The sequence below is a fragment of the Exiguobacterium aurantiacum DSM 6208 genome, from assembly GCF_000702585.1.
GTDB lineage: Bacteria > Bacillota > Bacilli > Exiguobacteriales > Exiguobacteriaceae > Exiguobacterium > Exiguobacterium aurantiacum.
Genome location: NZ_JNIQ01000001.1, coordinates 188,346 through 213,336 on the forward strand (window position 1 = coordinate 188,346; position 24,991 = coordinate 213,336).

A 24,991-nucleotide genomic window follows, 5' to 3' on the forward strand; every position below is an offset into this window, starting at 1 on the left:
CGTCGTTATCGCTTAAAACCGGCTTCTTTTAACAGCTGTTCAAGCTCTGATCTTGCAATCAGACGAACTTGATTTGGCTCAGCCAACTCGTACGCGCTGTCCGTGTAGGACGAATTCGTCACGACCCATCCTTCGTTCACTCCATAATACGGGACAGCCGCCGCCACTTGTTGGACCGCCTCGAGACCGACGACTTTTTCGTAACGCTTCGCCTGGACGGCGATCGACCACCCTTCCGGCGTCTCGAGCAACAAGTCGGCCCCAAAGTCGCGGGACGCCGGTGTGACGGTGACCGTATAGCCGAGCTCAGTGAACACGTCTTCTAAAAACAGTTCGAACTCACGCCCTTCCATCCGATCGACCCGGTCGATCGTCGACAGCCGTTTTCGCCAAATGACCCAAGCGAACCCGAGCCCGACGACAGCGATGACAGTCCAGAACGGTGCGTCCCACCACCACAGTCCGAACGCGAGTACTAGACTAAACCCCAATCCTTTCACATCCATCGTCCTCTCCATCATTTGTTCACTATTACTTTACCGTCTGAAGGCAGGAAAACAAAGGCACATCTGTCGAATGTAATGAAGATGTACCCGTTTGATTTATAGAAGGAGGGATCACCCGTTGATGGAGAAAAGAGTGCATCTCCAGAACGACCTGTTGCATGCCTTGCCTTACGGTGTCGCCTTGATTCAAACAGACGGCACGATCGTTCAAGCGAACCGCCCGTTTTTAGAGCAATTCCCTGAGGACTTACAGACACGTTCCAACGTGTTTCATATGGTCAACCAGTCCCCGATCACGATGGAGCTGTCCAGTCGAATGGAGCAAGGGCTTCCATGGACGTATGAGATGCCGACGATCCGCATCCATGCGATCCCGAACGGGGACGTCTATATCCTGTCGATCGAACCGCTCCCGCTCGACACGCGTGTCACCGTCCAACACAACGCCTTTGAGGCGATGATGCACACCGAACTCGACATGGCGATGATCATGACCGATGCGAACTTGCTCATCAATCGATTCAATAAAGGCGCCACCGAACTGTTCGGTTACGCGCCTCATGAAGTGTTATATGAGATGACGCCGTTCGCGCTTTTCGAATCGCGTGAGTTGAGCGAAAAACGCACCCACTACCAAGACGAGACCGAACGTCTCTTATCGTTCGAGCAAATGTTGCGCGTCGCGCTCGATCGAGGAGACCGAGAATGGAAGTTCCAACGAAAAGACCGGACCCACTTCGTCGGCAAGTTGTTCATGCACCCTGTCTATGAACAGGCACGCGTCATCGGATTCTTCTTCTTTGTCTTCGACGTCAGTCCAGAGATCGCGTTAAAAGGAGAGCTGTTGCATAAAGAACAGCGGTATCGTATGTTCGCAGAATCGGTTATCGAAGCCGTCTTGTTTCATGAGGACGGTACGATCCTTGACGCCAACAAAGCCACCGAGACGATCTTCCGAATCCCGTCTGAAGAGATGGTCGGGCGCCAGACGATCGAGTTCATCGCGGAAGGGTACCGCGCCGACGTCTTGCGCCGTATCCGCAACCACATCCAGACACCTTACGAAGTCATCGGACGCCGGGAAGACGGCACGTTCCTCGAGATGGAAGTCTATCCGAAAGAAGTGACGTACCAAGGGCAGACGCTTCGTGTCGCCGTCATGCGGGATATTAGTGACCGGAAAAAAGTCGAGCGCATGCTTGAACGTGAAAAGAATGCCATCGCCCGTCAGCGCGATATCATTCAATCCATTCTTCAAGCGTCGAACGAGGCGTTCGTCTTAACCGAGTCGAACGGAAGCGTCCTCTTTATGAACGTCCACGCCCGTCGTTTGCTCGACTTGCCTGGAATCGCTCCTAACAAAATGCAAGAACGGATCCCGCTCCTCACGACGTTCCGTCCCCGTGACCGGACCGAGATGTTAAAGAAAATCGACCTGTTGCTGGACGGATCGGCTCGAGAAGTGTCGATGCGTTTCTCCATCCCGCAACCGAACGATCGAGATGAGCAATATTATGAGATGTATGCGACCGGTATGGATACGAAGCGCCAAATCGGTGTCGACAGCGGCTTTCTCTTCGTTTTCCGTAACCGGACCGAAGAAGAACGGATGGACCAAATCAAAAATGAGCTCGTCAGCACCGTCTCCCACGAACTACGAACGCCACTGTCTTCCTTATCCGGTTATATCGAACTCATGCTCAACCGCGAACTGACTGCTGACAAGCGGGAGCGCTATTTGAAGACGATGGCGAAAGAGGCAAAGCGGTTGACCGATTTATTGAACGACTTCCTCGACATTCAACGCATGGAGGACGGCAATCAAGAATATAAACAAGACCATTTCATCCTAAACGACCTCGTCCGCGACGTCGTCGAGCGGTTCCGGGAGACGAACGATCATTCGATTCATTTTGATGACGCGGATGAAACGCTCCCTCTCATCGCCGATCAAGACCGGATTGAGCAAGTGATCATCAACTTGCTGTCAAACGCCATCAAGTACTCACCAAACCACCGGGAAATCGAAGTCCGGGTACGCCGGGAACACAACCAAGCCCACGTCTCGGTTCAAGACTTCGGTATCGGTATCCCGGAGCATGCGTTCGAGGAACTGTTTAAAAAATTCTATCGCGTCGATAACTCTGACACTCGTCAAATCGGTGGGACCGGGCTCGGCCTCTCGATTTGTAAAGAAATCATCGAGTCACATGGTGGCAGTATCGAAGTCGAATCGACGGTCGGTGTCGGATCGACGTTCACATTCACGCTCGACTTAGCGGAGGAAACGATATGAACCATTACGTCTTTACCGGATTCCCCGGTTTTTTAGCCGGGAAGCTGATCACCCATCTCGCTTCTTTACCGAATCAAATCGGAACGATTTACGCCCTTCATCTCCCGACGCAACACGATGAAGCTAGCGCATTAAAACAAGAACTGTTGGCGACGACGTCACTCCAAGACGAACAACTCGTCCTCGTCGAGGCGGACATCACGCTCCCGGAAGTCATCCTCGACCCGATTATGCGCTCGGTCATCGAGCGTAGCGTGAATTATGTGTTTCATCTGGCGGCCGCTTACGACTTGAGCATTCCTTACGAAGTCGGTTATCGAATCAACTTGCTCGGCACGAAACATATGACGGCGTTCGCGAAGCGAGCCCCGCATTTGAAGCGGTACGTCTATTTCAGCACCGCTTACGTGTCGGGACGGCGGCAAGGGACGGTGTACGAGAACGAACTGTGGCATCGTGTCGCCTTCAAAAACCATTACGAGGCGACAAAATACGAAGCCGAAGCGATCGTCTCACGTGAGTTCGGCTCGATGCCGGTGACCGTGATTCGACCGGGCATCGTCATCGGTCATAGTCTGACCGGTGAGACGAAAAAGTTTGATGGTGTCTATTTCGTCTTGAAATTGATGGACCAGTTGCGTCAAGCCGCCCCGCTCCCTTACATCGGACGCCAAAATATCGAAGTGAATCTCGTGCCGTACGATTATGTGGTCGAAGCGACGGCGTATCTCGCGCACGCACCAGCCGGGTTGGGCCGAACGTTTCATCTGACGGATCCGTTTCCGCACGGTGCGCGCGAAGTGTATCGCATGATTCACGAAGAGATGTTCCGTCGTCCTCCGCGTGGGACGATTCCTCACGTTGCCGCCGAAGCCGGTTTTTCGGCCATGAAATTATCGGAACGATACGGAGTACCTCGTGAACTCCTAGACTACTTCAAACATCAAGTCCATTTCGACACGACACAGACGATGCGGGCGTTAAACGGTACCGGTATCATCTGTCCCGACTTAAAAGACTATTTGCCGCAAGTCGTCGCCTATTACGACACACACAAAAAGCCCTGATCAGGGCTTTTTGTCATCCAATCAATAGTTTTTCTTTCGGGTAGCGAATCTTGCGGTCAAGTTGGCGCGCGACGGTGAACAGAATCGTGAGCGATCCGACACGACCAAGCAACATCATGAACATGATGAGCTCTTTTCCGCTGTCATTCAACTCAGCCGTGATCCCGAGCGACAGTCCGACCGTCCCGAACGCGGAGACGACTTCAAACAAGATGGCCGTCGCTGGTAAGTGCCCGTTCGTCAAGATTGTCAGCGCGGTAATAAATAAAATAAAGAAGAAACTCGTGATGGCGACCATGTACGCCTTTTTAATCTGGAACACGTCGATCGTGCGTTCCATGATGACCGTTTCTTTTTTGCCGAGCAAAAATGCCCACATGTCGGCCAAGATGACGACCACGGTCGTCACTTTAATTCCCGACCCTGTCGATGCGGCCCCGGCCCCGATATACATGAGAATCAATATGAGACCGATCGAGACCGGCGCCATCGTCGCGACGTCGATCGTATTGAAGCCGGCCGTCCGCGTCGTGATGGCTTGGAAGAACGTCGCATGAAGAGCCTCGCCGAGCGGGCGCCCGTATAGTGCTCCTTCAATCGACACCCATTCGAACAACATAAGGGCGAACCAGGCGATGCCGTTAATAACGAGTAGCGACGCGATCATGATTTTCGAATGGAGCGCGAGCCGTTTCCAACGTCTCACCTCGGTCGCATCGGCAATCGTCGTGAAACCGAGCCCGCCAATCATGATCAGTATGGAAATCGTGACGACGATGGACGTGTTCTGTTCAAACTGCATGAGGCTATCGGGCCATAAGGCGAACCCAGCGTTATTGAACGCCGAGACGGCGTGGAAGAAGCCGTAGTACAAGGCGTCACCGAACGAGTAGTCGCCGGTGCCATACAGTTCTGCCGTCAAAAAGCAGAGACCGATCACTTGGACAATGACCGTCGTAAAGACGATGTTTCGGACGAGTCGCACCGTTCCGCCCGGTCCTGATAAATTGAGAGACTCTTGGAGCAAGATACGCTGCTTCAAACCGATTTTACGCCCGAGCACGCTTAAAAGCATGAGGGCGACCGTCATGAATCCGAGTCCTCCGATTTGAATCAACGCAACAATGACGAGTTCGCCGAACGTCGTGAACGACGTTCCGATGTCGACTGTGGAAAGCCCCGTCACCGTCCCGGCCGATGTCGCAATGAAAAGACAGTCGATCCAAGACACCGGTTCACTTTGCGCAAACGGCATATAAAGGAGCGTTGCCCCAATAAAAATCACGAGTAAAAATCCGCTGGCAATAAAGCGGGCCGGCTTCTCGAACACGATTCGGTACAACGCCTCGATTCGTTTCAACCGCCGTTCCCGTATCGATAATGGATGTCGCATCCTCATATCTCCTTCACTATTTCTAAGCCACATATTACGCCTCGCCATCGAAATTGCCAACTAGAAAAATGTCACGCTAACTCTTTCGTCGTTTTTTTGGTAATATGATAGATAGACTTTATAAACGTTGAGGAGGTTGAATGAAACCGTGGACCCTAGTACGGTAGATCATTCGCTAAAGGATGTCTCGCGAAGGTTGGAGCGTCAGTCACAGTACATGCCCGCCCATCTTTATTTCCAGCTCGAAGAATTGCTACAATGGTCGCTCGATCAACAAGTTGTGAATCAATTGTACGCATTGTTAAAAAAATACGATGTATTAACCGATATAGAGCGTGAAGAACGAAATATCAGCATTCAACTGCTGATTGACGAAAACGGCGCTTAACCATCGGGAACGCATTATGCGGGAGACGAGTTGCGTCTCTCGCTTTTTTTAATTCCTGTTCATTTAGAAAGGTGGAAAACATAGACATGGATGTCGTCACTTTAGTAGGATTATTACTCGGTTTCTTCACGTTGATCGGCGGGATGATTCTGAAAGGCGCAGGTGTGGCCCCACTCATCAACCCGGCCGCACTTGTCATCATTTTTGTCGGGACGGCCGCTGCGGTCAGTATCGCCGTCTCAAAAGAACAACTTCAAAACGTACCGAAGCTGTTCAAAATCTTATTCACAAAACAGAACTTACCTAGCAAGTCTGGCATGTTGACTCAATTCGTCGATTTATCGACACAAGCTCGTAAAGAAGGTCTATTGTCACTTGAGACCGCTTTAGAACAAGTCGAAGAGCCGTTTTTGAAACAAGGCATGATGATGGTCATCGATGGACAACCGTCTGAATATATCGCCGAAGTCATGTCGCGTGATATCGAGAACATGGAAATCCGACATAAAGCGAACGCTGACGTGTTCACACAAGCCGGTACGTACGCACCGACACTTGGCGTACTCGGAGCCGTCATCGGACTCGTCGCCGCCTTGAAAGACTTGTCCGACATCGAAAAGCTCGGCTATGCGATTTCGGCCGCATTCGTCGCGACACTGTTCGGGATTTTCTCGGGATATGTGCTTTGGTTCCCGTTCGCCAATAAGCTGAAACAATATTCAAAGAGCGAGGTGCTCATCAAGGAAATGATGATCGAAGGCATCCTCTCGATTCAAGGCGGCGAATCGCCGAAGACGTTAGAAGATAAGTTGTCTGTGTATTTGTCTCCAAAGGAGCGAGCCGACTATGAAGCGCAAAAAGAAGCATGACCATGAAGAACATATCCCTGAAGGTTGGCTCATCCCTTATGCGGATTTACTGACGCTGCTCCTCGCGCTCTTCATCGTTTTGTTCGCATCGAGTAACGTCGACCAGACGAAGCTCGAGAAGATGTCACGATCGTTCAATCAAGTGTTCTCTGGCGGGACGAGCGTCTTTCAAGCATCGACGGCCTCGAACAGTGATATCAACCGGACGAACAACACCGACACGACGGCGAATCCGCGAACGTATGAACTCGCGAAGCTCGACGAGTTGAAAGAACAAGTGACTCAATATATCGAAGAGAAGGGACTCCAAGACCAGATTGAGGCGACGATCAACTCGAGCGGACTCGTCCTGACGATTCAAGATCGGGCGCTGTTCAGCATGGGCGAGGCGACGCTCGATGCGGAGGCACGTGACGTCGCCCGCTCGATCAGTGGCATTCTCGAGCAGGCCGGCAATCGAGAGATCGTCGTGTCCGGCCATACGGACAACGTCCCGATCAACACGGCTCGCTTCCCGTCGAACTGGGAGCTCAGTTCAGCGCGGGCGACCGCGTTCATGCGCGTCTTGTTGACGAATGATTCCTTAAATCCGAGCCAGTTCACGCTCGCGAGCTACGGCGAGTATAAACCAATCGCGACGAACGACACGGATGCCGGCCGCGCTAAGAACCGGCGCGTCGAAGTGTTAATCAAACCGCTCGTCGATTTATCGGAAGGTTCCCCTAAAATGATTGAAACGATCATCTTGCCACAGTAAAAGCCCACTCTGCCGAGAGGGCACTGAAAAACCTCCGCTCTATCCGAGCGTGAAAAGAAAAAAGGGTGATTGGACCGACTCAAGTCGGGACAATCGCCCTTTTTCCGTGCCCTTATCCTGTTTTTTCTTTATGGAGGCTGATTATCCGCTTCAGGTTGACCGCGATGATGGCCATCGCGCTCTGTAACGTCATGCCTTTCAGGTCTGACGTCTTGTTGCGCGCCAGGCCTTGCGTGTTCTTCAGTTGACTGTTCTTCGCCTCGATGGCGAAGCGTTTCCGACGATGCTCCTTGAAGTCGTCAGTTTGCTCATAGTCGAGCTGGTCACTGTGCTCCCGTGATTTCAATGACACGCTGTAGGACTTCGATTTGGCCCCGTCTTTGTAACACCCTTTTCGCAACGGACACCGCTTGCACAGTTCGATGTCGAAGAAATGGCTCTCGACAGGGTTCGTCCCGGCATTCTTTCGCCCGCCCCGTGTCTTGCGGACGGCCATGTGCCCGGCGGGGCAGACATACCTTTCGGCATCCTTGTTGTAGGTGAAGCCCTCCACGCGATTCGGTGATGGCGAGTAGACTTGCGGGTTCAACGGCGCGACGAGCTTGCACCCCTGTGAGGCGGCATAAATCAGGTTGTCCCGGCTCGAATAGGCCGAGTCGCCCACGATATGGTCGAACTCGGCCCCTGCCCGATGACTCTTCTGGACGAGCCTTCCCAGCTGATGACCGTCCGATGCTTCGCCGGATGTGACGATGACGGCCGTGATGATGCCCTCCTCCGTCATTGCGAGATGATGCTTGTAACCGAAGAAGGATGAGTCGGCGCTCTTATGCCCGGTCCGGGCATCAGAATCCTTGGAGACTTGAAGTTCGACGTGCGCATCCTCGGCGAGCTCGCGGACCCGGTTCACCCGGTCTCGGATATGTTCGCGTGCCATCAGTTCCGGCATTCCGCTCTCGACGGTCTCCGCGACTCCAAGCGCATACGTCAGAAGCTGGTCGATGTTTGACTCGTCCACCTTCTCCGGGAAGCGACCTTTCGCGTTTTCGGTTTCCTTGTAGCACGCATGGCGGAGTCTCTTCGCCTCTTCGATGATCGCCTGCCCGATCGGTTTTTGCCCGTACCGGGCACGGGAATGGGTCGCGTCGACAATCAATGTCCGTGATTTGAGCAGCCCCATCCCTTTCGCGACCTGAACCGTGTGTGCGATCAGCTCGTCAAGCAGCTCGTCGTCGTCCATGCGCTGACGGCGGAACTTTGTGAGCGAGGAGGGGTTGATGACGTCATCCTCCGGTGCGAGGTCCAGAAAATATTTGTATGCGAGGTCGGTCCTCGCCCGTCTGACGAGGTCGACGTCGGACAGGTTCGAGTGCGCCTTCAGGAACAGATACTTGAACATCCGAACAGGATGGACGGCCATCCACCCGTTGTCATGGCAATACGTATCTTCAAGCATCTCCGTGATGAAATCGAACGGGACGAGGTCGTGAATGAGCCGCAGCTCGTCATCGGCCGGAATCAACAGATCATAGAGGGCCGTATACGGGCTCGGCGGCATATTCGGCAGGTCAGGCATCATCGGTATCGCCTCCAGATTGATTGTTTTAGCCAGTATATTCCGAAATGACGCACACGTACAGCGCCGCCCGAGGGCACGCCGACTCCCGGGGAATCAGCGGGCAAGGCGAGACCCAGCAGCGACATTGTCGCGATGCGGCTCGACGCCCGCCCCAGGAAAGCGGCGTGCCGGACAGGGCGGCTGAAGGGCGATGAAAACAGAGGAGCGCCATCCCTTTCGGGACGGCGCTCCTCTGTTCAAAAGCATTTAAAGTTTTTCAGTGCCCTCTCTGCCGAGTGGGCTTTTGTCATGTTCATCGTGTCCATTCAAAATACTTGCGTGCTAGTTCTGTGAGCGGGCTGTTGAACAGACGTTTGCGCCAGTAAAGGTCGGCCGCTTTTTTGACGGCTTCACTTCGAGACGGGTACGGGTAGATCATGCGCGATAACTTCCCAATCTTATCGCCGCGTTGCATCGCGTAGACGACGATTTGCATCCAATCGCCCGCCGTCATCCCGACCGCATGTCCCCCGATGATTTTGCCGTTCTTCCGTGTGATGATTTTGACGAAACCGGTCTCTTGTCGGTCAGCGACAAACCGGTCGACTTCCGACAGCTTCGCTTCAAAGATGTCGACGTCTTCACCGTACTGCTTCCGCGCCTCGGCCTCGGTCAAGCCGACATGAAACACTTCCGGGTCCGTGAAAGTAATCCATGGCATCTTCTTATAATCAACTTTGTTCCACAGGCCGAACAAGGCGTTCGCGACGACCGCTTTGCCTTCTTCACCGGCCGCATGCGTGAACGGGAGCGTGTTGATCGTATCCCCGATCGCAAAGATGTGGGGTTGTGACGTCCGGTACGTCGAAGAGACGTCGACATAGCCATCTTTGACGTGGACGTGGGCCCGATCAAGTCGAAGCGCATCGATACGCGGTTTTCTTCCCGTTGCCATGAGCAGTTTATCCGCCTCGTAGTGGACGGTCTCCCCATCGATTTCAGCGTCGACGCGAATCTTTCCGTTCACCTCTGAAACTTGTTTGACGTCCACCCCAATTTTCAGGCGCATCGCCATCTCGAGTTGCGTGCGTAAAAGCGTCTGCACCGACTCGTCTTCTTTCGGCAAGAACGTATCGAGCGCCTCGAGTACTGTTACTTGGCTGCCGAGACGTGCGAACGATTGGGCGAGTTCGAGACCAATCGTGCCGGCGCCGATAATGATGATACTTTCCGGTAGCGTCTCCTCATGGAAGACGTCTTCGTTCGTTAAATACGATACCGTGTCGAGCCCGTCAATCGGCGGGACCGTCGGTTTCGAACCTGTCGCGATGACGAACTTCTTCCCGATCAAGAGATCGTCCCCGACTTTTAATTCGTAAGGGCTTTGGAACGATGCTTCCCCGATATAGACGTCGACGCCTAATTTTGTGAAGCGCTCCGTACCGTCGTGCTCTTGGATGATCTCGCGGGCCCGGTCGATCCGTGCTTTCGTTGTCTGATAGTGCTCGCGCCCGTCAAACTCGGTGCCGAGTACACGAGCGGCCTGCATCATCGAGCTCGTTTCTTTTGAAGCGGCGATGAGCGCCTTAGACGGGATACATCCGACGTGAAGGCAATCCCCGCCGAGATGCTTTTTCTTCTCGACGAGTGCGACTTTCGCGCCAAGGTTGGCGGCTCCGGCCGCGACCGTCATGCCGGCCGCGCCTCCCCCGATGACAATCAACTGATAATCCTTCATTTCATCAACCTCCGATATCGTTCACTCACATCTTCCATCCGTCTCCGGTTCACACCAAAATCGGAATGTCCGAGTCGTGCGGCCGAACGAAACTCAATTTGTCTTGTCTCATCGTCAAATAAAAATTCGACGTCGTCTTTAAAACGCATCACTCTCGTCGAGACGACATAACGAAGCATGTCGCTCGTTTCCTCGACAAGTTCGGTCCGAGGCATCTGACCCATGACCATTTTCATCGTCTCGATCGTATGGGCACGGTCGTGTCCATACGGGAGCGGATCCATCTTGAGCGCCGTGATCGACGTTTGGGTCGATACAGCGTTCGGTGTTCCTTTGATCGGTTTCAATGATTTCGTCGCCACGCAAAAAAACCTCCCTTATTCTACATACAATTACATGTATCCTGAATCAAGGAGGTTTAACCCTCTTAATGTAATTCGCTCGGGTCGAGCGGCAGAAGAACGGTCACCGTCGTCCCTTGGCCGACCTCACTTTCAATGACGAGCTTCCCTTCGTGCGCTTCAATCAATTCCTTGGCGATGGCGAGCCCTAACCCGCTGCTCCCTTTCGTCACTTGTGCCTGGTAGAACATCTCGGTGATGCGCTGTAAATGTTCCTTCGAGATACCTGGCCCCTCGTCGATAATCGAGATGAAGGCGACACGTTCCGACTGGACGAATCGAACCGTCAACGTTCCCCCATCTGGAGAAAATCGAATCGCATTCTCAAGCAAGTTCAGAAAAACTTGCTTCAAACGGTTCTCATCGAACAGACCGATCGATTTTTGGGGATAGCGTTCGACCAACGTGATCTGTTTATCTTCGAGCGACTGCTTCAATTGCACTGATACTTTTCGCAGCAATGAGACGAGATCGAGCTCTTGGCGGTATAACACAAGCCGGCTCTCCTCGATTTTTGTATAATCGAGAAGCTGTTCGACGAGGCCGATCATCCGCTCGGTCTCGGAATGGATGATCCCGAGGCCAAGCTCAGTCTCTTCTGACAATTTCTCATTCCCGCCTCGAATCGTCTCGGTCCATCCTTTAATGGATGTCAACGGTGTTCTAAGCTCATGTGACACGTTCGATAAAAATTCGTTCCGTGTCGATTGATGCTGTTGGACTTTCGCCCCTAAATACGTCAGCGTCCGGGCGAGCGCGCCGAGTTCATGTTTTTCATTCGAATACACTTCCACGTCGAAGTCTCCTTGCGCCATCTCATCTGCCGTCTCGATGATGTCACGAATCGGACGGACGAAACGGTCGGCGATGCGGATGACCGCATAGAGCGCAAGCAACCAGATGAGGACACCAATCAAGATGACCGCCATCCATATTTCCCGGATGAGTGTATCCAAGTCTTCTAACGGCCGAGTGAAACTGATGGCAAGTTCGCTCGTCTCACCGGTCATGATCGGACTCGTCACGGACAGGAAGTGTTCATCCTTGACGTCATAGTCTTGGACGACGGACTCCCCTCTTGCAAGTTGCTCGAGTTGCCGTTCACTGAACAGCGCCTGATAGTCGCGTTGCCCGGTCGTCTTCACAATCTCACCGAAACGATTGACGATCGTCAAATCCGTTCCCGGGTAGCCGAACGTCCGCACGAGAACAGAGAACGCGCTCGGGGTCTCGAATCCGACTTGCGCCTGCGGATACAAGTACGCACTCGTCGTCGCATGGCTGAGAAGTGCTTCAGATTCATATTCATAGTAATAGCGATACGTCCCGTAAGATAGTACGCTCACGAGTAGAATCAAAACGAGCGTCATAACAATCATGATGCGGATGACGAGCTGTTGCTTCATCCGTCATGTCTCCGCCACTTATACCCATGTCCCCACAGCGTCTCAATGAACGCCGGATGGCTCGGGTCGTCTTCAATCTTTTGTCGCAACCGCCGTATGTTGACGTCGACCGTCTTCCGGTCGCCGAAGTAATTGACGCCCCACACCGCGTCTAATAAAGCGTCGCGCGACAAGACGACTTCCTCGTTTTGGACGAGATGGCAAATCAAGTCGTACTCGGTTGGTGTCAAATCGATCGGTTGGCCATATTTCGTTACTTGCTTCGCTGCCAAGTCAATGGCGAACGGTCCCGATTTCAAGCGTTTCTTCTCTTTGCGCTTCACTTTTTCAACACGACGGAGCAGCGCTTGAATCCGAGCGACAAGTTCACCCGGGCTGAACGGCTTGGCAATATAATCGTCTGCCCCTCTCCCGAGTCCTTCAATTTTATCTTCTTCAAGTGTCCGGGCCGTCAACATGATGATGCCGACATTCTCATCTAAATCGCGGATGGCCGCACATGCCTCAAACCCATCCATCTCCGGCATCATGACGTCGAGCAAGACGACATCGAACGGTTGACGGTCAAACGCCGTGACGGCTTCGCGCCCATTCGACGCCTCAAAGACATCAAACCCGGCGCGCTTTAAATTTACGATGATGAAGCTGCGAATCGCATGCTCATCTTCGGCTACTAATATCCGATTCATGTTTCCACCTCTTCTGGAGTTCACTTCTCTACATTATAGTTACGTTTTTGCGACAAGGTTGTCAATTGACCTCAAATCGTATTAGGATGGAGTCATTAGATTCCGAAGGAGGACTCATTCCGATTATGAGTTATAAAATGATTGTGTTAGATATGGACGATACGTTGTTGACGAGTGACCATACGATTTCCCCGAAGACGAAGGCTGCGCTTCTTGACGCCCAAGAGCGCGGGCATAAAGTCGTCCTCGCGAGCGGTCGCCCGACATATGCGATGTGGGAAGCTGCCCGTGAACTCGAGCTCGCCAAGTACGGAAGCTTCATCTTATCATTTAACGGTGCTTCCATTATCGATTGTGAGACAGATGAAGAAATCTTCTCGAGCACACTGACGCCCGAGACGGTCGCATACCTCCATGATATCAGTGTCCGGGAGGAAATCGCGATTCATACGTACATCGGTAACGAAATCGTAACCGATCAGCCGAACCCATATACCGATATCGAAGGCGAATTGACAGGCATGCCGGTCGTCCATGTCAATGACTTCAAAGAGACGGTGACGAGTCCGGTCGTCAAATGCCTCATGCTCGCTGACGGGGATACGCTTGCCCCGATCGAGACGAAATTGCAAGTCGAGCTTGAAGGCGAGCTCGCCGTCGCCCGTTCGAAGCCGTTCTTCCTCGAGTTCACCGAGGCCGGTGTGACGAAAGGGACGAGCCTTGCGTTCTTGGCCAAGCACGTCGGTATCGAGCAAGCACATGTCATCGCCTGCGGCGACGGCAACAACGACTTGACGATGATTGAATGGGCCGGTCTTGGTGTCGCGATGGGCAACGCCAATGCGACGGTCAAAGGAAAAGCCGATTTCATCACAAAATCAAATAACGAGGATGGCATCGCGCATGTCATCGAAACGTTCATGAGTGATGTGCTCATTGATCAGTAAATCGTGAAGTAACGCTTCACAAAGGAGGAAGTATGATGAATAAAGGATTGAAACGAGCGGGACTCGGACTCGTCGGGACGGCCGTCGCCGGAGCCGCGTACGTGTTCTTGTCCCCGAAACCGACGTCCCGCCTCGTCAAAACCTCATTTTCCGGTGGGAACGAAGTCGCGATGAAAGGATTTGACGAAGTCGTTCAAAAGACGTCGGTCCGTAAAGATATCGACTATCATTCTGCCTATGACAACGGCACGTTTGACTTGATTCGCTACGAAGGAGACAATCAAGTGCCAACCATCTTTTGGGTGCACGGCGGCTCGTTCGTCGGTGGAGACAAAGCAGACGTGTTCAAATATGCCACATCGATCGCGAGCAACGGCTACAACGTCGTCAGCATCAACTACGCGCTCGCGCCGGACGTGACGTATCCCGTCCCGCTCCAACAAATCGAAGAGGCGTACGCGTATATCGTCGAGAACAACGACCGCTTCCGGCTCGACCTCGACCGCGTCTTCTTCGCCGGGGACTCGAACGGAGCCCAACTCGTCGCCCAATTCATTGGCATTCAACTGAACGAGAACTACGCCCCGTCAGCTGACGTGCATCAAGTCGTCCCGAAAGAGTCGATCCTCGGTGCGATTCTCTTCTCCGGCCCGTATGATTTGAAACGGACGATTGTCGAGTCTTCGAAAGCGGTCAACCGCTTCTTGTTCAAGCGCATCGGTTGGGCGTACTTCGGGACGTATAATTGGGAGAACCTCCCTGTCGTCTCCGAGGCGTCCCCGCTCGTCAATGTTCCGGCGACGTTCGTGCCGACATTCATTACGGATGGCAACACCGGCTCGTTCGAGACACAAGCGAAAGAATTCGCGACAATCTTGTCGGGTCGCACTGATGTGACGCGTGTCTTTTATGACCAAGCCGAACATGAGCTCGGCCACGGCTATCATTTCGAGATGGACAAGCCGGCCGCGAGCGCGACATACCGCCGACTCATTGCGTTTTTACGTGAGACGTCTGCCACTCGATCACTTTGAACCGAAAACACGACCACCTCTCAATCATGAAGGGGTGGTCGTGTTTTTTATGTCTCTCGTTCAGACGTTCAAAAGTCCGAACGCCCGTCCGATCAGTTCGTTCCGTGACGGGGATGTCGCACGTAACTGTTGGAGCCGTTCAATCAACGCCTGCTTCAACGTCTCGGATTCGACGAGTTCGAGACACTCGATTTGAAGCAACCAGGCGTCCGCGTGCTCTTCGAGGATCGTCGGGACGAGCTCATCGATGGAGGCTCCTTGTTCGCGCAAGTTACGGACACGGTTGAACATTGGGTCGTCATTCGTCCAAACGCGAGCGTCCCGCTCGACGACGACCGGTTTCTCGATGAGAACGAGCTCCTCGACATCGGTACCCGGGAAGACCGATGGGATCGAATCTTGACGGACTTCAAGTGTCGCCAGTTCGATCCGGCGCCCTTCCAGCTCAATGACGACATTTTCTAAACGCAACTCGTCTGCCGTCTCGTTGACGACCTGTCCATCGAGTCGAATCGCTGCCGTCGCCAACACGTCTTGAATCGGGCCGTCGAGAATGAGCAAACCGTGGTTCTCGAGGTTCGTTAATTGTCCGTTGTCGACTTTCACGCAGTCGTTCCATTGGACGAGCGCGCGTCCTCCGCTCCGGGTCAAATGACGGACGACGCCGACCCGGTCCGTCCCGTCCTCGAGACGGACGGTCGCCTGGCTGCCCGAGGCGAGCGCCTTCTCGATTGAGGCGACGCCGCCCTGATGCACGGCCATACGGCTCTCGAGCTCGTCAAGCGCCTCGGTCAAGGCATCAAAGTCCGGTATGACGAACAGTTCGCGTTGCATATTCGTCACGTCTTGCTTCGTCTCAAGCGCGTGCTCCAAGTTGAACGGGTGTTTCGTGACCGCGTCGGTCAAACAGTGCCGGCTCTCGCCGACTGATGACAACAGCCCGGCTCCGTAAATGAGCGGGTTGTCGACGTCACCGATGAGACCGAACTCGACCGTCCACCAAAAGATACGAGCCACTTGCTGCGCTTCCGAGAATCCGGTCACTTGCGCTTTCGCCGCATGGACGGCCGCTTCAGCCGCAGCGACCTCTTCGTCCGTCGAGTTGGCGTTCTCTTTCACGACGGTCAATCGCTTTAACGCCGCGAACGAGGCGTGTTCCTCACGGTTCATGAACGCTTTCGCCCCGAGCTGTCCGAACCGTTTGACGATGTTTGAGAAATCAGGGTCCATCAACATCGGCGCGTGACCGGCCGCTTCGTGGATGATGTCCGGTGCCGGGCTGTATAAGATGTTTTCGACTTTCCGGATGTCGGTCGCGACCGGGAGCATACCGTTCCCTTGGAAATCGAAGAAAGCAACGCCTGGAATCAGTCCATCGACGGCGACCGTCGACCAACCGGCCGAACGCATCTCTTCGGTCATCGCCTCGACGTTCGGCAAGCGCTCCGGGCCCATTCCTGTCTTCTTCAACCCTTCGATGTAAAACGGATGGGCCTTTCCTTCAAGCGTGTGCAAGTTGAGCCGTAAGACGAAGCGCCAGACGGCATGATCGGTCGGCGTGTACTCGTCGTAGAATTGCGGTGAGATATGTGGGGCCAAGTGGCGTGGGATGAGTTGTGTCAACATGTTAATTCCTCCTTTTGTGTTTGAAACGGCAAAAAGTCCCTATCGAATCACTCGATAGGGACGACTTTGGCCGCGGTACCACCCTGATTACTAGACAGACGCCTAGTCACTTCATTCCGATAACGGGGGACCGCTCAATCATTGAGAGCTCGCAAACTGTAATTCGATTCATCTTTTGGGCGTGTTCACAGCACCACACGCTCTCTGGGCCAGGGAAGATGTCTCTACTTCGGTTTGGTCATCACTTGTCACTGTTATGCAGTTATGCTTTTATGCACATTCGCTTTTAAGCATTAAAGCGTCTTGTTGCTAGTAACAATAACAGACCTTTTTTACGACGTCAACCAAAAAACAGTCCGCATGTGCGAACTGTTATAAACACCAATCGATTTCTTCGACGCCCCATTCACTGAGCTTCATATTCACTTGCGAGAATGGCTTTGAGCCGAAAAATCCCCTATGCGCCGAGAGCGGGCTCGGGTGGACCGATGTCAAGATAGTGTGGTGGTCACCGATGAGCCGTTGCTTCTTCTTCGCGTCGTTGCCCCATAAAATAAACACAATCGGCTCCTCACGTTTCCCTAGCTCCTCGATGACAGCGTCGGTGAACGTCTCCCACCCTTTCCCACGGTGTGAGGCGGCTTTTCCTGCTTCGACCGTCAGTGCCGTGTTGAGCAGCAGCACGCCTTGGCGGGCCCACTTCTCAAGATTGCCGCTCGTCGGCATGTCACAGCCGATATCGTCTTGTAACTCTTGAAAAATATTACGAAGCGACGGCGGGAAACGCACACCGTCTTGGACGGAAAAGCTGAGTCCATGCGCTTGATTCGGTCCATGATACGGGTCTTGTCCGAGAATGACACATTTGACGTCTTTCAATTTCGTATAGACGAACGCGTTCCAAATATCTTGTCGAGCCGGATATACGGTCGAGGTCGCGTACGCCTCATCGATAAACGTGGCCAACTCATTGAAGTACGGTCGTCCCATCTCGCTCTCGATCATATCGCTCCAATCGCCGAGCAAGCGGTCAGATAACTGTTCTCCCATTCCACTCTCCCCTTTCGGTCTTATCATACCCGAATCGATGACACACAAAAAGACGAGCCCATCAGGACCCGCCTTGATCGTTATACAGTTACCGCGCCTGCGACTTCTTTCGCGAGCGTTTCTGCTTTCGCTTTCGCGTCAGCGACGATTTCTTCAATCTTGTCAGGGAATTGGTTCATCCCTTCAACCGCAAGCGTCGTCACGTCTGTCACACCGACGAACGCGAGCGCTTGACGAAGGTAAGCGTCAGCAAAGTTGAGGTCTGTGCCTGTGTAGATGCCGCCTGTTCCTTGGATGTGGATCGCTTGTTTGTTCTCGAGAAGACCGACCGGCCCTTGCTCTGTGTAACGGAACGTCTTACCAGCAGTCAATACGCTGTCGAGGAACATTTTCATGCGCGCCGGGAAGAAGAAGTTCCACATCGGTGTCGCGAACACGTACACGTCCGCTGCCATGAACTTCTCGAGCATACCGTTCATCGTCGCAACTTTAGCCGCTTCGACGTCAGTAAGTGCTTCGCCTGAAGCGAATTTGCCCCATGCGCTAAGGACATCGCCATCGATTTCTTGGACATCGACGTCGTATAGCTCGATCGCTTCGATGTCGAGTGACGCGTTCTCTTCTTTGAGCGTCGTCATGAACGTCTCAGCAACTTGTTTGCTGTATGACAATTCAGTCGGTTTCGGGTTTGCAGATACGTAAAGTACTTTTTTCATGATGAGTTCCTCCATATATTAAAATCTCTATTTTTTATAACAACAGTTTGTACTATATCATCTGTATATCTCACCGTCAATTATTTCGAATTCAAGATATATGTTAAAAAAACACGACAGGCGTCATTTGCCTGCCGCGTTATAACCGACGCGTTTCAATAACTCGATGAGCGTCTCGGTCTCCGCTTCACTGAGCGGGCCGTAAATATCTTTAAAGATTTCAATGTGTTCCGGGTAGACGACGTCCATCAACTGTTTACCTGTTTCCGTCAACGAGGCGTACGTGACGCGTCGGTCTGACGGACAAGCGACACGCTCGATGAGCCCCCGTTTCTCGAGCTTATCGATTACGTACGTCACACTGCCGCTCGTAATCAAAATTTGATCTCCGATTTGTTGCAACGGGGTATCCCCTCGTTTGTACAACACGGATAAAACACCGAACTCTGTTGAATTCAATTGGTGGCGTCGAAGATCTTCTTTCACACGGTCACTGATCGCGTCCATCGTCCGTGCCAAGACGACCCATGCCTTCAACTCAAGCGATTCAATCATGTCGGTCTCACCTCAATTCGTTCATCATTTACTTTTAGTATAGCAGGACATGAGCAGTATACGGGGGGAAAAACACTTCGTCAAGAAACTTCTTCATTGTCGCCCATCGACGAAACGTTTAGAATGGAATTATTGTGATTTTTAGAAAGGATGGACGGCATGCGTGAATATTACGAGATTTCATTGACGATCAAGCAACATTATTTGGATTCGGTCATCGAGTTGTTGAACCGGGAAGGGATTGCCCCTGATTATGCGCTAAGAAAAGAAGGCGCGGTCTTTTTGTTGTTCAATCACTTGCCTTGGTCAAACGTCACACGCGAACCGCACGCGGTTGAACGGTTTCTATTGACGCTTCCGCGGGAAGACTACTTGTTCGTCAAAACGAAGCGCAAGTCCCCCGTCCCTGACCATGAACCGGTCGCCTGCATGGGTGCGTTCGACTCGCCGTTTCATGAACATTTGAAAATCGAACTCGCCGTCGACGAGTCCGAAGCGAGCCACCTCGATATGTCGGCGTTCCGCCACTACTGAGCAACGGATGACCGTTGCTTTTTTTGATGACTAGCTTTCTTGATGGACGGGAATATAGCACAGTATCTAAACGTAAAAGGGGAATGTCTGAATGGAACCTGTCATGTTGATTGTCAATCCGTCATCAGGAAAAGAGTTAGGAAAAGAACATGCACCTCACGCTGAAGCGGTACTGAAAGAACGATACGGCAACGTGGACGTTCGCTTCACCGAGAAAGCAGACGATGCGACCCACTTCGCCCGTGAGGCGGCACAGAAGCGTTATCGCGCCGTCATCGCCATGGGCGGGGACGGGACGCTAAACGAAACGGTCGCTGGACTCGCCGAAGCACCGTACCGGCCCGACTTCGGGATTATCCCGCTCGGCACAGTGAACGACTTGGCTCGCGCGCTCGGCGTGCCGAGCGATCCAGAAGAAGCGATTGACGCGCTCAAAACAGCAGAGCCGACACCGATGGATATCGGCAAATACGAGAACGGCTACTTCATGAACGTCATCGCCATCGGTTTAATTGCCGAAGCGGTCGATGAGGTGAGTGTCGAGGAGAAGACGAAATGGGGACCGTTCGCCTATCTCATTGAAGGAGTGAAGGCGTTCCGAGAGCATAGTCCTTACTCACTCTCTGTCCAGGCCGAAGAAGAGACGTTCGACGGGAACGCATACCTCGTCGTCATCGCGCTCACGAACTCGGTCGGCGGCTTCGAGAACTTTGAGCCCGACGCCGAGTTGAACGACGGATTGTTGCACGTCTATTTATTTGAAAGCCTCGGTTTCAAAGATGCGCTTCAACTCGCCCCGGCCCTGTTCACCGGTAAATTGAAGGAGACGGACAGCGTCACATCGTTCAAGACGAAACGTGTCCATGTCGACTCACCAGAGTCGCTTCCCGTCAACGCGGACGGTGACACAGGTGGGAAACTCCCGCTTACGTTCGAGGTGCTGCCGAGTCATTTGAACGTGTTGAAACCGTTGGCGTGACGACAGGAGTTTTTCGTTTAGTCTAGAATAGATAGTGCGAGAAAGGAGTGGATGGGATGACAATCTCGCTCGTTCCTTTGAAAGAATCGTCCGTTGACATCGTCGAGACGTTCAACCGCTGGAACAACGACCCTGCCATCGTTCATTTGATTCGCCCGGTCCGTTCGGAAGAAGAACTTACTGTCGAACAAAACTTGACGGTCGAATCGTTAGCAGAACGACTTCAGACGCACGACATCTTCTTGATTTACGCGGACGACCACCTCGTCGGAGAGGTGAACGTCATGTATGATGCGGCGCACTTGTATCGCCAAGAGCCAGGCAGCGCGTGGCTTGGACTCGTCATCGGTGAGACGGAAGGACGCGGAAGAGGCGTCGGCACGACAGCGTTGAACTTGCTTGAAGAACGGCTCCGGCAGCAAGGGACACCACGCATCGAATTAGGTGTTTTCGCTTTCAATGAAGCAGCGCACCGTCTATACGAGAAACTCGGCTATGAGGAAATTGCCCGTATCGAGGCGTTCACATACTGGAACGGACAATTTTGGGCAGACATCCGGATGGAAAAACGGTTGACATGAGAAAGACCTCCTTCACGTGAAGGAGGTCTTATCTCAGTTGTTCAAATTCTCGACTTCGACGACGCGGAACCCTTTTTGTTCAAGTTTTGCGACAATCTTGTCTTTTTTCGGTTCGTCACAGTCCGGCGGCAGCGTGATCAACACACGCCGCAACACTTTGCTCTTCGCATCGAGCGTCATAAGGCTTGCGATCGATGAGTAGCGGCTGACGATTTTCGTAATCTTTTCAAGCGCCCCCGCCTGTTCGCTCAAAGCGATCGTGACGACGTAACTTCCCGTGTCACGGCTCCACGCCTCTTCGAGCATACCGAGCATTTTACCGTGTGGCAAGATGCCGTAAAATTCATTGCTCTCATCTTTCAACACGGCGATGTATGGTAATTCTTTGATTGAGAAGAACACTTGGAAAAAACCGTCCGACTCGTGGACGTATTTTTGCGTGTTCTTAATGAGCGTCATGACGTTATCGTCTAAGCTCCCCTCGTTCATACCGTGACGATAAATGTGCATTTTATAAATGTTACCGCGGAAAAACGTTCCTGTCTCGTCGAGAACAGGGACGCAACGGTATCCTGTTTTCTCAAGCGTGTCGAGCGCTTCCCGTAACGTCGCTTTTTCACTGATGGTCACGACGTCTTTCTTCGGAATGCATAAGCTGTGCACTAACATGCGATTTTCCTCCTGCCCAATTGAAAGTGGTCTACACCCTATTCATTACTATTCCCCAAATATGATTGAAATCCTGCCAACTTATAATGAAAAGTTGATGCGGACCTTTCTTGGTCATGGGATTTGTCGTAACGCCAAAAAGTCGTTATAGTGAAACTATCCAAACAGACAAAGGGGATTGAACGACTATGACGATGAAAAAAGCATTAACGATTGCTGGATCGGATACGAGCGGCGGTGCTGGTATTCAAGCTGACTTGAAAACGATGGAAGAGCTCGGTGTGTACGGCATGACGGCCCTCACGGTCATCGTGGCGCAAGACCCGCACAACGCCTGGCACCATGAAGTGTTCCCAATCGATACGACGTTGATCGAGAAGCAAATCGACACCGTCCTCGCCGGAATCGGTGTCGACGCCGTCAAGACAGGCATGCTCCCGACGCCTGAAATCATCGAACTGGCAGCTCGTAAAATTAAAGAGTACGGCATCGAAAACGCCGTCGTCGACCCGGTCATGGCTTGTAAAGGCGCTGATGAGATTTTGAACCCAGACGTCGCCATCGCCATGCGCAAGCACCTCGTCCCAGTTGCCAAAATCATCACGCCGAACTTGTTCGAGGCGCGCATGCTCGCCGGTCTCGACAAGACACCTTCGACGATGGATGAGATCAAAGAAGCCGCCCGCTTGATCCACGAGCTCGGTGCAGACATCGTCATCGTCAAAGTCGGCGGCAAGCTCGGCTTCGATACGGCGTTCGATGTGCTCTATGATGGAAACGAATATCGTCTCCTCGAGAGCGAGAAAATCGAGCCAGCCTTCACACACGGTGGTGGCTGCACGTTCTCATCTGCGATCGCGGCGTCACTCGCGAACGGCCATTCGGTCGACGAGGCCATCGAGATCGGTAAAGCGTTCATCACGGAAGCGGTACGCCACTCGTTCCGACTCAATCAGTACGTCGGGCCGACGAACCATACGGGCTACCGTAAAAAGTTGGCAACACAATCATAAACGGATGACCCGAGGCGCACGCTTCGGGTCATCGTTTCCATTGGAGGAGAGAAGTGTGAACACGATTCAACCTGAAGTGATTCAAGCTTATTTAGACAAACACGTGACGACCCCGCTCTATGCACACGTCGAGACGACGAACGGGGCGTACGCCACCCATAACGATCCGGATTTCCATAACGCCGGCATGTTCATCCGAAATGTCGTCATCGAATATAGCATCGGACAAATCAAAGGACAAGGACCATATCGCGTCGGATTAAAACTCGATCACGGGTGGCTCTATGTCGAAGGATTGACCGACTTCGAACAGCACGGCGATCAGTTATTGCTCGCCGGGCACGACCGGCTCGGGCGTCTCGCCTGTGCGCTCCATCTAGACATAAAACCGCTCCCGCAAGGAGCCACGGAGGTGGAAAGCCAATGACTGGACCGTTGCTTGTCATTTTCCCGCATCCCGACGATGAAGCGTTCAGCTCCGCCGGAACGATCATCCAACATCAAAAGAACGGCTTCCCTGTCACGTACGTCTGCTTGACGCTCGGTGAAATGGGACGAAACATGGGATCTCCGATTTTCACGACACGTGAAGAACTGCCAAAAATTCGAAAGCATGAGCTCGAAGCCGCCTGTGCGATTATGGGTATCGATGATCTCCGCATGTGGGGCCTCCGGGACAAGACTGTCGAATTCGAAGACGAGGTCGAACTCGCCGATCGCTTCAGCAAGTTGATCGCGGAAGTGAGACCGGCCCGGGTCATCTCATTTTACCCAGGGTACGCTGTCCATCCGGACCATGAAGCGACCGCCCGTGCCGTCGTCCGTGCCCTTCAAGGCATTGATGCGTCTAAGCGTCCTGAGTTTTTAGGTGTCGCCTTTGATCACCGCACCGAGTCTGAGCTCGGCAAACCGCACGTCATCATCGAAGTCGGGGCCGAGAGTATCACGAAGCGGGAAGCACTCCTTGCCCACCGTTCGCAGACAGAAGGACTCCTACGTGCCATCGACAACGCAGAAAACGCCCACGTCATGGAGTTACTCCAACGTGAGCGCTTTTATCACTATCCGTTCTCATGATTCATATGCGAGACGCGTCATGTACAGCAATGTTCCGACCGTCCCAAGACCGATCAACGTTCCTAATACGACAACGATATGTTCCATGTTCTCACCTCTACTTGGTTTTACGAACTGTCTGAACAATAGGTTTCAACGGCGCGTGCATAAGCACGCGTTTTTTTTAGAAATACAACATGTAAATGACAGCCGCCAACACGATCCGATAAATCGCGAACGGCGTCAGTTTCACTTTGTTGATCAACTTCAAGAAGAATTGAATCGACAGCAGCGCGAATAAGAAAGCGCTGACGAAACCGACAAGGAATACCGGTAACGTCTCCATCGTGAAGTAGCTCCACTTGCTGTAAAGCGATAGCGCACTCGCCCCGAACATGATCGGCACGGCCATGATGAACGTGAAGTCCGCTGCTGCGCGGTGACTCATCCCGAGGAGGACGCCGCCTGAAATCGTCGAGCCCGACCGTGAAAAACCCGGCCAAAGTGAAAAGCATTGAATCAATCCGACACCGAGCGCTTGTTTATACGACATCTCATCGAGCGTCGCCGTCGTCTGACGCTTCACGCCCGACAAATCAGCCGCAATCATGAAGAAGGCGCCGATGACGAGCCCAATCAACACTGTCTTGATCGAAAAGAGATGCGCATCGATATAGTCTTCAAACAGTAGGCCGAGCACCGCGGCAGGCAACAGGCCAATCAAGATATGTAGCAGATTCAACTTGTCGGTCTGACCGCGTCGGAACGAGACCAGCTCCTTCGGATTCAACAACTGTTTAAACCGATTCCGAAACACGACGATGACCGCTAAAATCGAGCCCAGTTGAATCACAATCTTGAACGTATTCGCCACTTCCTGCCCTAAAAATGCGCTCGAATTGAGCCACAGGTCATCGACGACAATCATATGTCCCGTAGACGATACCGGTGCGAACTCGGTCAACCCTTCGACGACACCTAACAAAAAACCGATGAACAACTCATACCATGACATAATCTGTCTCCTGCTTCTGTATTGTGTCTAATCATACATCGGGATGAGTCGTCCCGCCCTCGGTCTTAAGACGTAAAAAAGAGGGCGTTACGCCTCCTTTCCCCTTGTTTTAAAAAAACAAGCGGTTCAATGTGCTGTTTGATTTATC

The 24,991-nt window shown here is 52.8% G+C and carries 26 protein-coding genes and 1 other annotated feature; of the genes, 13 read left to right on the top strand and 13 right to left on the bottom strand.

What is annotated here, in order from left to right:
- Window positions 1–5: 5 nt before the first annotated feature.
- On the bottom strand, window positions 6–491 hold the full coding sequence (locus P398_RS0101095; protein WP_407637187.1) for a restriction endonuclease: 486 nt from the start codon (window positions 489–491) through the stop codon (window positions 6–8).
- 136 nt (window positions 492–627) lie between these two features.
- Between P398_RS0101095 and P398_RS0101100 the strand changes: the two genes are divergently transcribed.
- Both P398_RS0101100 and P398_RS0101105 read left to right on the top strand, forming a co-directional pair.
- On the top strand, window positions 628–2,802 hold the full coding sequence (locus tag P398_RS0101100) for a PAS domain-containing sensor histidine kinase (protein ID WP_029333795.1): 2,175 nt from the start codon (window positions 628–630) through the stop codon (window positions 2,800–2,802).
- The gene (locus tag P398_RS0101105) at window positions 2,799–3,869 is read left to right on the top strand and encodes an SDR family oxidoreductase (RefSeq protein WP_029333796.1); all 1,071 of its coding nucleotides are present in this window, start codon (window positions 2,799–2,801) and stop codon (window positions 3,867–3,869) included. Before P398_RS0101100 ends, P398_RS0101105 begins: the two co-directional genes overlap by 4 nt.
- A gap of 13 nt (window positions 3,870–3,882) precedes the next feature.
- Here the strand turns inward: P398_RS0101105 and P398_RS0101110 are convergent, their stop codons facing one another.
- On the bottom strand, window positions 3,883–5,262 hold the full coding sequence (locus P398_RS0101110; protein ID WP_051638837.1) for a TrkH family potassium uptake protein: 1,380 nt from the start codon (window positions 5,260–5,262) through the stop codon (window positions 3,883–3,885).
- Window positions 5,263–5,398: 136 nt separating this feature from the next.
- Between P398_RS0101110 and P398_RS0101115 the strand changes: the two genes are divergently transcribed.
- From P398_RS0101115 to P398_RS0101125, 3 genes are all read left to right on the top strand, one after another.
- Window positions 5,399–5,650 (top strand): hypothetical protein, encoded by a 252-nt coding sequence (locus tag P398_RS0101115; RefSeq protein ID WP_231557577.1) that lies wholly within the window; start codon window positions 5,399–5,401, stop codon window positions 5,648–5,650.
- 86 nt (window positions 5,651–5,736) lie between these two features.
- Entirely contained in the window at window positions 5,737–6,519 is a 783-nt protein-coding gene (motA, locus tag P398_RS0101120; RefSeq protein WP_024372149.1) for a flagellar motor stator protein MotA, read from the top strand.
- Complete coding sequence (locus P398_RS0101125) at window positions 6,497–7,276, top strand: flagellar motor protein MotB (protein WP_034798769.1); 780 nt, start codon at window positions 6,497–6,499, stop codon at window positions 7,274–7,276. The genes motA and P398_RS0101125 overlap by 23 nt, the downstream gene beginning before the upstream one ends.
- Before the next feature lie 112 nt (window positions 7,277–7,388).
- Here P398_RS0101125 and P398_RS0101130 read toward each other — a convergent pair whose 3' ends face one another.
- The 5 genes from P398_RS0101130 to P398_RS0101150 all read right to left on the bottom strand — a co-directional run bounded on the left by P398_RS0101130 (window position 7,389) and on the right by P398_RS0101150 (window position 13,068).
- Entirely contained in the window at window positions 7,389–8,855 is a 1,467-nt protein-coding gene (locus P398_RS0101130) for an IS1182 family transposase (protein ID WP_029333799.1), read from the bottom strand.
- A gap of 292 nt (window positions 8,856–9,147) precedes the next feature.
- The gene (locus P398_RS0101135; RefSeq protein WP_029333800.1) at window positions 9,148–10,572 is read right to left on the bottom strand and encodes a dihydrolipoyl dehydrogenase family protein; all 1,425 of its coding nucleotides are present in this window, start codon (window positions 10,570–10,572) and stop codon (window positions 9,148–9,150) included.
- Window positions 10,569–10,934: a DUF1499 domain-containing protein gene (locus tag P398_RS0101140; RefSeq protein ID WP_029333801.1), complete on the bottom strand. Its 366-nt coding sequence runs from the start codon at window positions 10,932–10,934 to the stop codon at window positions 10,569–10,571. The genes P398_RS0101135 and P398_RS0101140 overlap by 4 nt, the downstream gene beginning before the upstream one ends.
- A 65-nt stretch (window positions 10,935–10,999) precedes the next feature.
- Window positions 11,000–12,379 carry a sensor histidine kinase gene (locus P398_RS0101145; RefSeq protein ID WP_029333802.1) on the bottom strand — a complete coding sequence of 460 codons (1,380 nt, stop codon included), beginning with the start codon at window positions 12,377–12,379 and terminating at the stop codon, window positions 11,000–11,002.
- The gene (locus tag P398_RS0101150) at window positions 12,376–13,068 is read right to left on the bottom strand and encodes a response regulator transcription factor (protein WP_024372154.1); all 693 of its coding nucleotides are present in this window, start codon (window positions 13,066–13,068) and stop codon (window positions 12,376–12,378) included. Before P398_RS0101150 ends, P398_RS0101145 begins: the two co-directional genes overlap by 4 nt.
- Before the next feature lie 125 nt (window positions 13,069–13,193).
- Between P398_RS0101150 and P398_RS0101155 the strand changes: the two genes are divergently transcribed.
- Together P398_RS0101155 and P398_RS0101160 are read left to right on the top strand one after the other, a co-directional pair.
- On the top strand, window positions 13,194–14,015 hold the full coding sequence (locus P398_RS0101155; RefSeq protein WP_024372155.1) for a Cof-type HAD-IIB family hydrolase: 822 nt from the start codon (window positions 13,194–13,196) through the stop codon (window positions 14,013–14,015).
- Between the two features lie 35 nt (window positions 14,016–14,050).
- Entirely contained in the window at window positions 14,051–15,049 is a 999-nt protein-coding gene (locus tag P398_RS0101160) for an alpha/beta hydrolase (protein WP_029333803.1), read from the top strand.
- Window positions 15,050–15,109: 60 nt separating this feature from the next.
- Here P398_RS0101160 and P398_RS0101165 read toward each other — a convergent pair whose 3' ends face one another.
- From P398_RS0101165 to P398_RS0101180, 4 genes are all read right to left on the bottom strand, one after another.
- Window positions 15,110–16,675: an aromatic amino acid hydroxylase gene (locus P398_RS0101165; RefSeq protein WP_051638838.1), complete on the bottom strand. Its 1,566-nt coding sequence runs from the start codon at window positions 16,673–16,675 to the stop codon at window positions 15,110–15,112.
- A 53-nt stretch (window positions 16,676–16,728) separates the two neighbouring features.
- Window positions 16,729–16,926, bottom strand: a binding site (T-box leader).
- Window positions 16,927–17,047: 121 nt separating this feature from the next.
- Window positions 17,048–17,725 carry a uracil-DNA glycosylase gene (locus P398_RS0101170; protein WP_029333805.1) on the bottom strand — a complete coding sequence of 226 codons (678 nt, stop codon included), beginning with the start codon at window positions 17,723–17,725 and terminating at the stop codon, window positions 17,048–17,050.
- 80 nt (window positions 17,726–17,805) lie between these two features.
- A complete protein-coding gene (locus P398_RS0101175; protein WP_024372478.1) occupies window positions 17,806–18,441 on the bottom strand; it encodes an FMN-dependent NADH-azoreductase in 636 nt (211 codons plus the stop codon).
- Window positions 18,442–18,564: 123 nt separating this feature from the next.
- Window positions 18,565–18,996: a MarR family winged helix-turn-helix transcriptional regulator gene (locus tag P398_RS0101180; protein ID WP_024372479.1), complete on the bottom strand. Its 432-nt coding sequence runs from the start codon at window positions 18,994–18,996 to the stop codon at window positions 18,565–18,567.
- A 159-nt stretch (window positions 18,997–19,155) separates the two neighbouring features.
- On the opposite strand from P398_RS0101180, the gene P398_RS0101185 reads away from it, so the two are divergent.
- The 3 genes from P398_RS0101185 (at window position 19,156) to P398_RS0101195 (ending at window position 21,090) form a co-directional block, all read left to right on the top strand.
- A complete protein-coding gene (locus P398_RS0101185; RefSeq protein ID WP_024372480.1) occupies window positions 19,156–19,530 on the top strand; it encodes a hypothetical protein in 375 nt (124 codons plus the stop codon).
- Between the two features lie 91 nt (window positions 19,531–19,621).
- Window positions 19,622–20,509, top strand: coding sequence for a diacylglycerol/lipid kinase family protein (locus P398_RS0101190; RefSeq protein ID WP_024372481.1), 888 nt, complete (start codon window positions 19,622–19,624; stop codon window positions 20,507–20,509).
- A 56-nt stretch (window positions 20,510–20,565) separates the two neighbouring features.
- Complete coding sequence (locus P398_RS0101195) at window positions 20,566–21,090, top strand: GNAT family N-acetyltransferase (RefSeq protein WP_024372482.1); 525 nt, start codon at window positions 20,566–20,568, stop codon at window positions 21,088–21,090.
- A gap of 33 nt (window positions 21,091–21,123) precedes the next feature.
- Here P398_RS0101195 and cbpA read toward each other — a convergent pair whose 3' ends face one another.
- Window positions 21,124–21,759: a cyclic di-AMP binding protein CbpA gene (cbpA, locus tag P398_RS0101200; RefSeq protein WP_024372483.1), complete on the bottom strand. Its 636-nt coding sequence runs from the start codon at window positions 21,757–21,759 to the stop codon at window positions 21,124–21,126.
- A gap of 188 nt (window positions 21,760–21,947) precedes the next feature.
- Here cbpA and pdxK point away from each other — a divergent pair, with 188 nt between their 5' ends.
- From pdxK to bshB2, 3 genes are read left to right on the top strand one after another with little or no spacing between them, the layout of a single operon-like run.
- On the top strand, window positions 21,948–22,772 hold the full coding sequence (pdxK, locus tag P398_RS0101205) for a pyridoxine/pyridoxal/pyridoxamine kinase (RefSeq protein ID WP_024372484.1): 825 nt from the start codon (window positions 21,948–21,950) through the stop codon (window positions 22,770–22,772).
- 55 nt (window positions 22,773–22,827) lie between these two features.
- Entirely contained in the window at window positions 22,828–23,199 is a 372-nt protein-coding gene (locus tag P398_RS0101210; protein WP_024372485.1) for a YojF family protein, read from the top strand.
- On the top strand, window positions 23,196–23,849 hold the full coding sequence (bshB2, locus tag P398_RS0101215; protein ID WP_029333806.1) for a bacillithiol biosynthesis deacetylase BshB2: 654 nt from the start codon (window positions 23,196–23,198) through the stop codon (window positions 23,847–23,849). The genes P398_RS0101210 and bshB2 overlap by 4 nt, the downstream gene beginning before the upstream one ends.
- Before the next feature lie 163 nt (window positions 23,850–24,012).
- On the opposite strand, the gene P398_RS0101225 is transcribed toward bshB2, so the two are convergent.
- Window positions 24,013–24,843 carry an undecaprenyl-diphosphate phosphatase gene (locus tag P398_RS0101225; protein WP_029333807.1) on the bottom strand — a complete coding sequence of 277 codons (831 nt, stop codon included), beginning with the start codon at window positions 24,841–24,843 and terminating at the stop codon, window positions 24,013–24,015.
- Window positions 24,844–24,991 lie beyond the last annotated feature (148 nt).